Consider the following 13,039-nt stretch of genomic DNA (forward strand, 5'->3'; position numbering starts at 1 on the left):
GCCGATGGGAAAGCCCGGCGCCCCGAGGAGGAGCGCCGGGCTCATCGCCGAGCAGAGCTAGAACTGGGACAAGAAGCGCCAAGCCTCACCCTTGGTCCAGGTCCGCACCCCGCTCTCACAAGCACACCCGTCCACCGGGCCCGGCATGTGCCCACCGTCGAACGCCGCCCACTGCACCGGATACCCCGCGCGACAACCGGAGTACGCCGTCGTGATGTGCGTCAGGCTGCCGCCCCCGGGCTCACGCGGACTCTGCGCCGTGCACCCGTTGGCCCGCACGAAGGTGTCCCGCAACCCCCGTCCCAGCCCGATGTTCAGGACGTTGTCCGAGATCCCGTGGATGCCGAAGTACGCGATCGGCTGGCTACCACCGGAACACCCGCTCAACTGCGCCCCCGCGTACACCACCACCGCGCGGAACACCGTCGCCCGAGCACAAGCCAGCGCGTAGCTCATCCCGCCGCCATAGCTGAACCCCATGGCGAACCGCTGCCCGGGATTCACGCACAGCGCACCCTCGATCCGCCGGATCATGTCGTCGACGAACGTGACGTCCTCGCCGCCCGAGTTCGCCCACCCGTTCCCCAAACCCTGCGGCGCGACGAGGATCGCGCCGTTGTTCGACTGCTCCTGCATCCCGTAGTACGACCACGCCGCACCACTCGTCCCGCCCGACGACACGTCGTTCATCGTGCCGCCGCGCCAGTGGAACGCGAAGATCAGCCGGTACGCCCGGTTCTGGTCGTACCCGGTCGGCACCCGGACGATGAAGCTGCGGGACTTCCCGCTGCTCGTGATCGTGTGCGACCCGCTGCTCAGCCCAGGCGCCTTGCCGCACCCGGAGCCACCCGGCGTGCCACCACCGTCGACCTTCGCCAGCTGCCACTGCTGGTTGGTCCCACCGTGATCGCTGTACTGCACGACATTCGCACCGTCCGCGGTGGACGCTCCCTGGACCTCGACCGCCTTGTTGCTGTTCCGGTTGATCAGCCGCACGTGGCCATCGGCCGAGTCGGCCAGCCGGAACTGCTGGTTGGCCCCACCGTGATCAGACCACTGCTGGACCGCCGCACCATCGGCGGTGGAAGCCCCCGACACGTCCAACACCTTGCTGGAGTGCCGCGCCTTCACCCGGTAATAACCACCGCCGGAGTCCACGAACTGGAACTGCTGGTTGGTCCCGTCGTTCCGCGTCCACTGCGAGACCCGAACACCGTCACCAGTGGCCGCGCCGTAAACGTCCAGTGCCTTGCCGCTGTTGCGGTTGACCAGGACGTACCAGGCATTGGTGTCCACGGTCGCCGCCGACGCCACCGGTGCGGAGAACCCGGAGAGCGTTCCGGCCAAGAGCAGCGTCACAGCGCCTGCGACAACGCCCCGGCCGCTCATGGCAACGTCCAGCGCTGGTTGGCGCCACCGTGGCAAGACCAGACGATCAACGCCGTACCGTCCGCCGACGACCCGGCGTTGGCGTCAAGGCACTTGCCCGAAGCGTTGACCAGCGACCCGTTGGGCCCGGCAGTCCAGTTCTGCGCGGAACCGCCGTTGCACGTCCACAACCGCACCGCACTGCCGTCCCCGGTGCCGGCGGCGTCCATGCACTTGCCCAACGCCCGCAGCGTCGATCCCTCGACGGTCCACTGCTGGTTCGCCCCGCTGTGACAGCTCCACAACTGGATCCGCGCACCATCAGCCGAGCTGTTGCCACTCACATCGACGCACTTCCCGCCGGCCGACCGGATCGGCCCGGTCCGCGGCGTGGTGCCGCCCAGCTCCTTGATGCGCACGTTGCGGAACGACACGTCGTCGCCGGTCCCGTGGTTCTGCAAGCCGATGTGCCCGGAGGCCAACGACCGGACCGGATCGGCGTTGGTGAAGTCGTTGATCTTCACCCCGTTCAGGAACACCTGGAGCCGCTCGCCTTCCACCAGCAGCTCGAACGTGTTCCACTCCCCCGGCGGGTTCAACGCCGCGTCCCGGGCCGCGGTGTCGGGCGCCTTGAACCCGTACACCGACCCGGTGGTCCGGTCCGGTGTGTCGGTGGCGTCGATCTGCACCTCGTACCCGTTGGCCATCGCCGAGTTCGGATCGGAACTGGCCGGGAACCCGACGAACACACCGGAGTTGTCGTCCCCGTCGACCCGCCAGTCCGCCTTCAGCGAGTACGACCGGAACTCGCGGGCGCTGTACCAGTACAGCCCCAGGCCGCCCGAGGACCGCAGGGTCGCGTCGGAGTTGGCGAAGCCGCCCGGCCCGGCCTGCGACCACCCGGTGGTGGAACCGTTGTAGAGCGCGGTGTACCCGGTCTCCGGCCGGCAGTCGGCCTTGGCCCGGCCGGACGCGTACCGCAGCCCGCCCAGCACCATCGACCGGAACCCGGCCTCCGAGTACGACGACTGCGTGTGACCGCTGCCGGTGTAGAACGACCGCCCGCTGCCGACCGACTTGCACCACGTGTGCGGGTGGTCGCCACCCATCGAGCCGCCCGAGTACGTCGACTCGTCCAACGTGGCCAGCACCCGGGCCGTGGACCGCGGGTTGGTCCGGTAGTTGTACCACTCGTCGGTGCGCACCCAACTGGAACCCAGGTGGGCGGTCGCCGGGTGCGCCCGGTTCTCCACCCGCACGGTCGCCTGCTGGATCGCCGGGTGCGACGAGAAGTACGCGCCCACCAACTCCCCGTAGAACGGCCAGTCGTACTCGGTGTCGGCGGCCGAGTGGACGCCGACGTACCCGCCCCCGCCCCGGATGTAGGACTCGAACGCGCTCTGCTGCGTCGCGTTCAACACGTCCCCGGTGGTGTTGAGGAACACCACCGCCTCGAACCGCGCCAGGTTGGTGGCGTTGAACTGGGTCGAGTCCTCGGTCGCGGTCACCGTGAAGTTGTTGGCCGCACCCAGGTCCCGGATCATCTGGGTGCCCACGGCGATGGAATCGTGCCGGAACCCGGCGGTCTTCGAGAAGACCAGCACGTCGTAGGGCGTGTCCACGGCCGCGGCCGGTGGCGCGCCGACCACCGCACCGGCGACCAACACCGCCGACGCGGCGCCGAACGCCCTTCTCACAAAGGATTTCATCTCGAACCTCCCACAGGCTTAGGGCAGCGTCCAGCGCTGGTTCGCACCGCCGTGGCAGGACCAGACGATCAGCGCCGTCCCGTCCGCCGTCGAAGCACCGTTCGCGTCGAGGCACTTGCCGGACGCGTTGACCAGCGACCCGTTCGCGCCGACCGACCAGTTCTGCGCCGTGCCGCCGTTGCAGGTCCACAACCGGACCGCGCTGCCGTCGGCGGTACCGGCCGCGTCCATGCACTTGCCCAGCGCCCGCAGCGTCGAACCCTGGACCGTCCACTGCTGGTTCGTGCCGCTGTTGCAGGTCCACAACTGGATGCGCGCCCCGTCAGCGGCACTGCCACCGCTGACGTCCACGCACTTGCCGCCCGCGCCGGTGATCGGACCGGTGCGCGTCCCGGTCGACGTCCCCAGGGTGAACGCGTCCACGTCGAACAGGAAACCGGTGCCACTGCCCGCGAAGGTCAGGTACAGCGGACCGGTCGTGGTCGGCACGTTGGTCAACGTCGCCGACACCTCGGTGAACGTGTCCCAGCCGCCGGTCACCGGCACGGTCGCGGTGCCCAGCACCGGACCACTCGCCGAGCCGGTGCGCACGGTGATCGTGCCGCCCGCCCCCGCCGACGACACCCGCGCGGTGAACCGGGTCGCGCCGGTCAGGTTGTAGGGCTGGAAAGCGATCCAGTCCCCGTTGTGCACATCGCCGACCGTGCGACCACCCTCGGCCGCGGTCTTGTCGTACAGCCCCACACCCGACTGGGACGTGTAGTGCTCAGCCTGCCGGTGGCGCAGTTGCAGGGTGTGCTGGGTGTGCGTGGTGGCAGGCGGGACACCGTTCGCGCCGTTGTCGGTGTACTCGGCGTCGAACACCGCGAACAGGTTCGCCGCCGTGTCGTGCTCGCCGTCCACGGGGATCTGGAGCGTGCCCGAACAGCCGGTCTTGGACGTGATCGGGTGGCCGTGGCTGTCGTGACCGAGGATGTAGGACACCTTCACCCGGGTGCAGTCGATCGTGCCGTCCTCGGCGTCGGTGACCGTGACCGTGTACGGGATGGTGTCGCCGAAGCTGAACAACGACCCGTTGGGCGGTGTGTTCAGCGTGACCACGGGCGCGGCGTTGCCGACCGTGATGGTCAGGTTGGTGCTGCCGGTGAGGCCACCGGGGTCGCGCACGGTGAGCGTCACCGTGTACTGGCCGTTGGCGGTGAAGGTCTTGCTCGGGTTGGCCGCGGTCGACGTGGTGCCGTCACCGAAGTTCCACGAGTACGTCAGCGCGCCGCCCTCGGGGTCCGAGGAGCCGTTCGACGAGAAGTTCACCGCCAGCGGCGCACCGCCGGACGTGCGGTCGGCGGACGCGTTGGCGATCGGCGCGCGGTTGTTGCCGCTGCCGATGTACTCGATGCGGTAGAGCGCGGAACTGGCGTCGCCGCTGCCCCAGCCGGTGCCGTAGTCCAGCACGTACAGCGCGCCGTCGGGGCCGAACGAGGCGTCCATGACCTGCGTGCCGCGCCACGGGAAGTCGCTGACCTGCCCGGCCGACCCGTCGGCGTTGACGTCCACGACCTTGATCCAGCGGCGGCCGAACTCGGTGGTGAACACGTGCCCGTCCAGTGACTGCGGGAACTTCACCGGGGACGGGTTGGCGGCGTCGTACCGGTAGACCGGGGCGCTCATCGGCGACTCCGACCCGCAGCCGAACGCGGCGAAGGAGCAGTTGTCGTACTTGATCCACGCGGCCCGCGCGGCGGGCAGGGTGCCCAGGCCGGTGTTGTGGGGCGAGTTGTTGACCGGCGCGGCGCAGTTGAACCGGCTGCCCGACGGCCCGGACGGGAACGTGAAGTCCACGTAGGCCTCGGCGGAGGTGTTGCCGCCCACGCAGTACGGCCAGCCGTAGTTGCCCGCCGAGGTGATCCGGTTGAACTCCACCATGCCCGCCGGGCCGCGGGTGCTGCTCGCCGCGCCCGCGTCGGGGCCGTAGTCGCCCAGGTAGATCGTGCCGGTCGCCTTGTCCACGTTGAACCGGAACGGGTTGCGCAGGCCCATCGCGTAGATCTCGGGCCGGGTGCGGGCGGTGCCCGGGGCGAACAGGTTGCCCGCCGGGATCGTGTAGGTCCCGTCCGGGTTGACCTTGATCCGCAGCACCTTGCCGCGCAGGTCGTTGGTGTTGCCCGCGCTGCGCTGGGCGTCGTAGGCGGGGTTGCGGCCCGAGCGCTCGTCGATCGGGGTGTAGCCGCCGGAGTCGAACGGGTTGGTGTCGTCGCCGGTGGACAGGTACAGGTTGCCGGCCGCGTCGAAGTCGATGTCGCCGCCGACGTGGCAGCACATGCCCCGGCTGGTGGGCACGTCCAGCACCGTGACCTGGCTGGACGTGTTGAGGGTGAAGTCGGTGTTGAGGGTGAAGCGGGACAGCCGGTTGACGCCGTTCCACGCCGAGAAGTCGGTTCCGGCCGACGGCGCGTCACCGCCCGGCGTGTTCAGCGGCGGGGCGTAGTAGACGAAGACGTGCCGGTTGGTGGCGAAGTTCGGGTCCGCCGCGATGCCCTGCAGGCCCTCCTCGTCGTGGGTGTAGACGGGGATGGTGCCGATCACGCTGGTGGTGCCGGCCGCGGTGGTGCGGCGGATGGCGCCGTTGCGGGAGGTGTGCAGGACCGAGCGGTCGGGCAGGACGGTCATCGACATGGGCTCGCCCATCTCGGCGACGCCCTTGGCCAGCTCGACCTGTTGGAAGTCGGCGGGGTTGACGCCGTGCGCGGCGGCGGGCGGCGCGGTCGCGGTGGTGACGGCCACCGCACCGGCCACCGCGAGCAGGGCGGCCGAGAGCGCCGCGGTCAGTCTGTTCTTCATGGGGGGTGACACCTTCGGTCTCGGGTCAGGCGCGGGTGAGGGTGAAGCGCTGGTTGGCGGCGCCGGTGTAGGTCCACTGGGAGATCCGCGCGCCGTCGGCGGTCGAGACGCCCCAGACGTCCAGCGCGAGGCCGGTGGCCCGGTTGACCAGGCTGACCACGCCGCCGCCGTGCTCGACCACCCGCCACTGCTGGGCCGCCGCGTTCGTGTCCGGCTGCTGGGTGACGTCCGCGCCGGACGCCGTGCCGGACGGTTGCAGCACCAACCCGCTGTGCCGCGCGCGGACCCGGTAGTGGCCCTCGCCCGAGGACAGGAAGTCGAACTGCTGGTTGAGGCCGCTGCCGGCGGTCCACTGGATCAGCTGGGCGCCCGCGGCCGTGGACGCGCCGGAGATGTCGGCCGCCTTGCCGCTGTGCGTGGCGACCAGCCGGTAGTTCACGCCGACCTGCACCCCGCCGCCGCCGGTGCCGCCGTTCAGCACCGACAGGACGGCGTCGTAGGCGGGCTTCTTGTTGCCGGATCGGTCGAACAGCAACGGGTTCTCGCCCGACCGCCACGAGTCGCTGTCCCGGATGCCCCACACCGTGATGCCGGTGCAGCGCGGGACGTTCAGGCAGGCGCGGACGGTGTTGGCGTAGCCGGTGGTGGGCGCGCCGGCGATGTCCAGCTCGGTGATCTGCACGTCCACGCCGAGCGCGGCGAAGTTGGTCAGCGTCGTCTGGAAGGTGGCGGGCGGTCCGCCGGAGCCGAAGTGCGCCTGGAAGCCGACGCAGTCGATCGGCACGCCGCGGGCCTTGAAGTCGCGGACCAGGGCGTACATGCCTTGCGTCTTGGCCGCGTTCCAGTCCTCGACGCTGTAGTCGTTGTAGCAGAGCTTGGCGGCGGGGTCGGCGGCGCGGGCGGTGCGGAAGGCCTCCTCGATGAACCCGCTGCCCAGCACGTCGCGGAACACCGAGGGGCGCAGCTGGGTGGTGCCGTCGGCGAACGCCTCGTTGACCACGTCCCAGGAGTCGATCTGGCCGCGGTAGCGCGTCGCGACGGTGGTGATGTGGTTGTTCATCACGCTGCGCAGGGTGGCGGCGTCGCGGATGTCCCGGACCCAGGTGGGCAACTGGGAGTGCCAGACCAGGGTGTGGCCGCGCAGGCGTTTGCCGTTGGCGCGGGCGTGGTTGGCGATCCGGTCGGCGCCGCCGAAGGTGAACGTGCCGCGGGAGGGCTCGGTGGCGTCCCACTTCATCTCGTTCTCGGCGGTGATGGAGTTGAACTCGCGGTTGAGGATCGTCGTGTACTGGCTGTCGCCCAGGCGGCCCGCGGCCACGGCCGCGCCGAAGTAGCGACCGCTCTGGGCCGCCGCCGCGCCGAGGGTGGTTTCGGCCGCTGTCGCCGGGGTCGGCACGAGCGTCACCGCGGCGGCCAGGGCGAGTGAAGCGGTGGCGGAGCGCAGGAGCGTCCGCCGCCATCGGGTCGGGCGGGTGTGCGGGGTCATGGTTCTCCTTCGCCGTTGGAGGATGGCCAGGTTTCCGGGAGCGCTCCCAGAAGTACGCGGTCGACGCGGCTGCCGTGCCGACCGCGTGAGTCAGCGAGCGGGTAGCAGCGTGATGGTGAAAGCGTCTTCGGCGGTGTGGTGCGGCAGGCGCACCGTCGTGCCGTTGTCGGTGAGGGTCACGACCGCGTCCCGCACGGTCACCGGCCCGTCCACGGCCGCGCCGCCGTTGTGCGGGATGCGTTCGACGAGCACGCGCACCCGGTCGTCCACCACGATGCCGCTCGTGGTGTCCAGGCGGCGCAAGCCGACCACGACGTCCCCGGTCGCCCGACCACCGACGAGGACCTTCGCGCCGCCGATGGTCTTCGTGGCGAAGGCGTCGTGGTCAACCCCCGGGGTCACCGACGCGGTCACGCCGGTCTGCGTGCCGTAGAACCGGTAGACCCACCACTCGCCCCTGGGCCGGTGCCGTCCGGACGCGTCCCGGACCAGCAGGCCGGCCAGGTCGTCGTGCAGGTCGCCGCCGGCGGCCCAGTTGGCGCGCAGGCCGTCCACACCGGCCCGTTCCAGCCGCGCGACGTACCACGCGCCGCCGGCGGGGTGCTGCTCGGCCGCGGCCCCGTACTCGTTGATCTGGTACGGGCGTCGGATGCCGCGGGCGGTCAGGCTCGCGTCGGCCGCCGCCGCGGTCGCCACCGGATCCCCGGGCAGCGTGTGCCAGCTGACGACGTCCGGCACGACGTCGTGCGCGCACGCGAAGTCCAGGAACCGCGTCCACCAGCCGGACTCGGTCGTCGGCGCGCCGGCCGTGCTGGGACCGACGACCGCGTGCGTCGGGAACTCGGCGCGCACGCGGCGGTGCGTGCGTCGCCACAGCTCCAGGTACTGCGCCTGCGGGCGGTTCCAGAACGCCGCGAGGTCGGGCTCGTTCCACAGGTCCCACCGCACGGGCGCGCGGGTCGCCCGGACGTCGGCGACCACGCGGGAGAGGAAGTCGTCGTAGTCGGTCCAGTCGCCGTCGTCGCCGGGGAACCGGGCGATCGGGTGGCCGTCCGCGCCCCAGAGGTCGTGCGGCAGCAGGACGAACTCGCCGCCCAGCGCGCGGGCGCGCAGCAGTTGGGCGCGGGTGGCCCGCCACCGCCGGTCGTAGCGGCCCGACACCCAGCCGCCCGGGCTGTCCAGCTGCGCGCCGCCCGCGCGCAGGGCGCGGAACCGGACGTCGTGGAAGAAGCCGTCCGGCGGGGCGGAGGCGTCCTCGGTCATGCCGTAGATGCAGCCGGAGGCCCGGTGCGTCGGCGCGCCGCCGGTCACGGAGAAGTCGACGCCCACGGACTCGTCGGGTGACGGTCGCGCGGTGATGACGGCGGCGGCGCTTAACCCGTGGCGGGTGGTGTCCACATCGAACTCCCGGAGCCGAACGAGGATCGAACCGGTTCGAGCGCTCGGATCACCGTACGCCGGGCTTCGGCGGACACACAATGGCCGCCACAACGCGAAACGTTTCGCGCAACTGTTTCAGCGGCGCCTGGCCCCGGTGCTCGACCGCAGCGTCACCGGCGGCACCAGCAGGGCGCGGCGGGGCTGCGCGGCGGGGTCGGCGATGCGCTCCACCAGCAGCTCCAGGGCGATCCGGGCCATCTCGACGGCCGGCACGTCGGCCGCGGTCAGCGGCGGGTGGAAGTCCTCCGCGAGGTGGTCGGCGACCACGCCGGTGATGGAGAAGTCGCGCGGCACCTCCAGGGAGGCGCGCTGCAACGCGCGTTGCAGGCCGGGCAGGGCCGCCTCGTTGATCGTCACCAGCCCGGTCACCCCGGGCAGGCGGGTGCGGATGTCCTCGAAGCAGGCGAACCCGGCCCCCGGCTCGTCGGGGCAGGTCACCACGTGCGCCCGGACACCGCGCTCCCCCGCCGCCTCCAGGAAGCCCGCGGTCGAGCGCGCGGCCGGCCCGTACCCGGAGGCGACCAGTTCCGCGGACCGGTTCACCAGCACCACCTCCTCGTGGCCCAGGTCGGCCAGGTGGTGCACGCACCGCCGGATCAGCGCGGCGTAGTCCACGTCCACCCACCACGACGCGCCGGGGTCCTGGACGTGGCCGATGGTGACGAACGGCAGGCCGCTGTCCTCCAGCCGGGCCACCCGCGGGTCGTCGAGCAGGATCTCCATCAGCACCACGCCGTCCACGCGCCGCCCGGCGACGATCCGCTCGAAGGACCGGTCGTGCCGGCCGCCGCTGGGCGAGACCAGCACGTCCAGGTCGTGCGCCGCCGCCGCCTCGACCACGCCCGCGACGAAGCCGAGTTGCACGCCGGTCAGCCGCGCGCCGGCGGGCGGGATCACCAGGCCCAGCGTGCGGGTGCGGCCCTCGGCCAGGGCGCGGGCGCTGGCGTTGGGGCGGTAGCCCAGCTCGCTGATCACGTCGTTGATCCGCTTGGCGGTGGCCTCGGCGACCGGCCGCTTGCCGCTCAGCGCGTAGGACACCGTGCTGCGCGCCACGCCCGCGCGCCTGGCGATCTCGCCGATGTTCATGCGCTCACCGTCCAACCGATTCGACGCGCCGTTCGACGCGTTCGACCACAGGCGATCATACGAGTCTTGCGCAGCGTTGCGCCCGTCATTACGTTGGCGTGACGCCGCTCCGCTCGAACCGGTTCGACCCGTGGAGCACACCCATGACGGAACTTTCCCGACGGCAGGCGATCGTGCTGGGCGCGGCCCTGACGTCCGTGGGCCTGCCTTCGACCGCGCACGCCGCGTCCCCGGCCGGCGACCTGTCCCTCTGGTACGACGAGCCCGCCGGGACGGACTGGCTGCGGGCGCTGCCGGTCGGCAACGGCCGGCTGGGCGCGATGGTGTTCGGCGGCACGGACACCGAACGCTTGCAGCTCAACGAGGACACCCTCTGGGCCGGCGGGCCGCACGACTACACCAACCCCCGGGGCGCGGGGTCGCTGGCGGAGATCCGGCGGCTGGTGTTCGCCGACCAGTGGACCCAGGCGCAGGACCTGGCCAACCGCACCATGCTGGGCGAACCCGCCGCGCAGCTGGCCTACCAGCCCGTGGGCGACCTGCGGCTGGCGTTCCCCGCGCCGGGCGCGGTGAGCGGCTACCAACGGTGGCTGGACCTGACCACCGCGACCACCGTCGTCACCTACGTGGCCAACGGGACCGGGTTCCGGCGCGAGGTCCTCGCCTCGGCCCCCGACCAGGTGATCGCCGTCCGCCTGACCGCCGACCGACCGGGTTCGATCTCGTTCACCGCGTCGTTCGGCACGCCGCAGCGCGCGACCGCGTCCAGCCCCGACGGCACGACCATCGCGCTGACCGGCGTCTCCGGCGACCACCGCGGCATCCCCGGCGCGGTCCGCTTCACCGCCCTGGCCCGCGCCGTTCCCAGCGGCGGCAGCACCACCAGCTCCGGCGGCACGCTGCGCGTGAACAACGCCGACAGCGTCACCCTGCTGGTCTCCATCGGCACCAGCTACGTCGACTACCGCAATGTCAACGGCGACCACGCCGGCATCGCGCACCGACACCTCAACGCCGCACCGGCCCACGACACGCTGCGCGCCCGGCACGTCACCGACTACCAGCGCCTGTTCACCCGCGTCACCCTCGACCTGGGCCGCACCCCGGCCGCCGACCAGACCACCGACACCCGCATCACCAACCACGCCACCACCAACGACCCGCAACTGTCGGCGCTGCTGTTCCAGTACGGCCGCTACCTGCTGATCTCATCGTCGAGACCAGGCACCCAGCCCGCGAACCTCCAAGGCGTCTGGAACGACCAGATGGCCCCGTCGTGGGACAGCAAGTACACCTTGAACGCCAACCTGCCGATGAACTACTGGCCCGCCGACACCACCAACCTGGCCGAGTGCCACGAGCCGGTGTTCGACATGATCGACGACCTGACCGTGACCGGCGCGCGGGTGGCGTCGGCGCAGTACGGCGCGGGCGGCTGGGTGACCCACCACAACACCGACGGCTGGCGCGGCGCGTCGGTCGTGGACGGCGCGCTGTGGGGCATGTGGCCCACGGGCGGGGCGTGGCTGGCCACCATGATCTGGGACCACTACCTGTTCACCGGGGACGTCGACTTCCTGCGCTCCCGCTACCCGGCCCTCAAGGGCGCCGCCCGGTTCTTCCTGGACACCCTGGTCGAGGAGCCGAGGCTGCGGGTCCTGGTGACCAACCCGTCGAACTCGCCGGAACTCCCCCACCACGCCGGCGCGTCCATCTGCGCCGGCCCCACCATGGACATGCAGATCCTGCGCGACCTGTTCGACGGCTGCGCCAAGGCCAGCGAGATCCTCGGAGTGGACGCGGACTTCCGCAGCCAAATAACGTCCGCACGGTCGAGGCTCGCGCCGATGAAGGTCGGTTCCCGCGGCAACATCCAGGAGTGGCTGCACGACTGGGTGGAACCCGAGACGAACCACCGCCACGTCTCCCACCTGTACGGCCTGCACCCGAGCAACCAGATCACCAAGCGAGGCACCCCGGCCCTGTTCGACGCGGCCCGACGCACCCTCCAACTGCGCGGCGACGCCGGCACGGGCTGGTCGCTGGCATGGAAGATCAACTTCTGGGCACGCCTGGAGGAGGGAACCCGAGCACACGACCTCATCCGAGCGTTGATCAGGCCGGACCGCCTGGCCCCGAACATGTTCGACCTGCACCCGCCGTTCCAGATCGACGGCAACTTCGGGGCCACCTCGGGCATCGCGGAAATGCTCCTGCACAGCCACAACGGCGAACTGCACACCCTGCCGGCCCTACCACCGGCTTGGCCGACCGGCAGCGTCACAGGCTTGCGCGGCCGCGGCGGCTACACCGTAGGGGCAACATGGGCCAACGGCCGTGCGACAACCATCACCGTCACCACAGACCGCACCGGCCCCGTGAAGCTGCGCAACAGAACTCTCACCGGAACCGTCGAACTCCACGACACCACAACCGGAACACCGGTCACGTTCACGCGCCCAGAGCCGGACGTGATCACGTTCGCAACCCAGGCCGGCCACACCTACCGCGTCACCGTGACGGCGTCAGGAGTGGTCGAGCCCGGCGTGCACTACCGACTGGTCGCGGTGCACAGCGGAAAGGCAGCGGACATCAACGGCGCTTCACAAACGCCAGACGCGCTGTTGATCCAGTGGACAACAGGAAGCGGCCTGAACCAACAGTTCGACTTCATACCATCGACCGACGGCCACTACCGCGTACGCGCCCGCCACAGCGGCCTGGTCCTCCAAGCGACCAGCACAACAAGCGGCGCGGACATCGTCCAACAACCAGACACCAACTCAACCGCCCAACAGTGGCGCCTGGTAGACCACGGCAGCGGCACGATCTCGCTGATCAACCGCCTGAGCGGCCTGGCCCTGGACGTCTGGCAAGCCGCAACCACAGACGGCACAAAAATCTCCCAATGGTCCGTCACAGGCGCAACAAACCAACGCTTCCACCTGAACCCCGCCTAGCGCCGCAGGCGCGCTCTTCACCGGGCTGCCAAGCCACAGGAAGGGCCTCGGTTCGTTCCCCGTACGGCCTGGGCGCAGCCCAACCACAGATCGCCGGGGTCGGCCTGAAAAAGTTTCGCGAGGAACGAGCGAAAGTTTTTTGGCCGACCCCG

7 protein-coding genes are annotated in these 13,039 nt (G+C 70.8%); 1 reads left to right on the top strand and 6 read right to left on the bottom strand.

Going from position 1 to position 13,039, the window contains the following annotated elements; all coding sequences use genetic code 11:
• Nucleotides 1-57: 57 nt before the first annotated feature.
• From AB0A74_RS30665 to AB0A74_RS30690, 6 genes are all read right to left on the bottom strand, one after another.
• Nucleotides 58-1,389 carry an RICIN domain-containing protein gene (locus AB0A74_RS30665; protein ID WP_358254878.1) on the bottom strand — a complete coding sequence of 444 codons (1,332 nt, stop codon included), beginning with the start codon at nt 1,387-1,389 and terminating at the stop codon, nt 58-60.
• Nucleotides 1,386-3,077: a ThuA domain-containing protein gene (locus AB0A74_RS30670; RefSeq protein WP_358254880.1), complete on the bottom strand. Its 1,692-nt coding sequence runs from the start codon at nt 3,075-3,077 to the stop codon at nt 1,386-1,388. The genes AB0A74_RS30665 and AB0A74_RS30670 overlap by 4 nt, the downstream gene beginning before the upstream one ends.
• A gap of 18 nt (nt 3,078-3,095) precedes the next feature.
• Complete coding sequence (locus AB0A74_RS30675; RefSeq protein WP_358254882.1) at nt 3,096-5,915, bottom strand: PQQ-dependent sugar dehydrogenase; 2,820 nt, start codon at nt 5,913-5,915, stop codon at nt 3,096-3,098.
• A 25-nt stretch (nt 5,916-5,940) separates the two neighbouring features.
• Nucleotides 5,941-7,401 carry an endo-1,4-beta-xylanase gene (locus AB0A74_RS30680; RefSeq protein WP_358254884.1) on the bottom strand — a complete coding sequence of 487 codons (1,461 nt, stop codon included), beginning with the start codon at nt 7,399-7,401 and terminating at the stop codon, nt 5,941-5,943.
• Nucleotides 7,402-7,491: 90 nt separating this feature from the next.
• Nucleotides 7,492-8,799 (bottom strand): beta-xylosidase, encoded by a 1,308-nt coding sequence (locus tag AB0A74_RS30685; RefSeq protein WP_358254886.1) that lies wholly within the window; start codon nt 8,797-8,799, stop codon nt 7,492-7,494.
• A gap of 117 nt (nt 8,800-8,916) precedes the next feature.
• A complete protein-coding gene (locus AB0A74_RS30690) occupies nt 8,917-9,927 on the bottom strand; it encodes a LacI family DNA-binding transcriptional regulator (RefSeq protein ID WP_358254888.1) in 1,011 nt (336 codons plus the stop codon).
• A gap of 143 nt (nt 9,928-10,070) precedes the next feature.
• Here AB0A74_RS30690 and AB0A74_RS30695 point away from each other — a divergent pair, with 143 nt between their 5' ends.
• Complete coding sequence (locus AB0A74_RS30695) at nt 10,071-12,887, top strand: glycoside hydrolase N-terminal domain-containing protein (RefSeq protein WP_358254890.1); 2,817 nt, start codon at nt 10,071-10,073, stop codon at nt 12,885-12,887.
• Nucleotides 12,888-13,039 lie beyond the last annotated feature (152 nt).

The sequence above is a fragment of the Saccharothrix sp. NPDC042600 genome, assembly GCF_040647305.1.
GTDB classification, from domain to species: domain Bacteria; phylum Actinomycetota; class Actinomycetes; order Mycobacteriales; family Pseudonocardiaceae; genus Actinosynnema; species Actinosynnema mutabilis.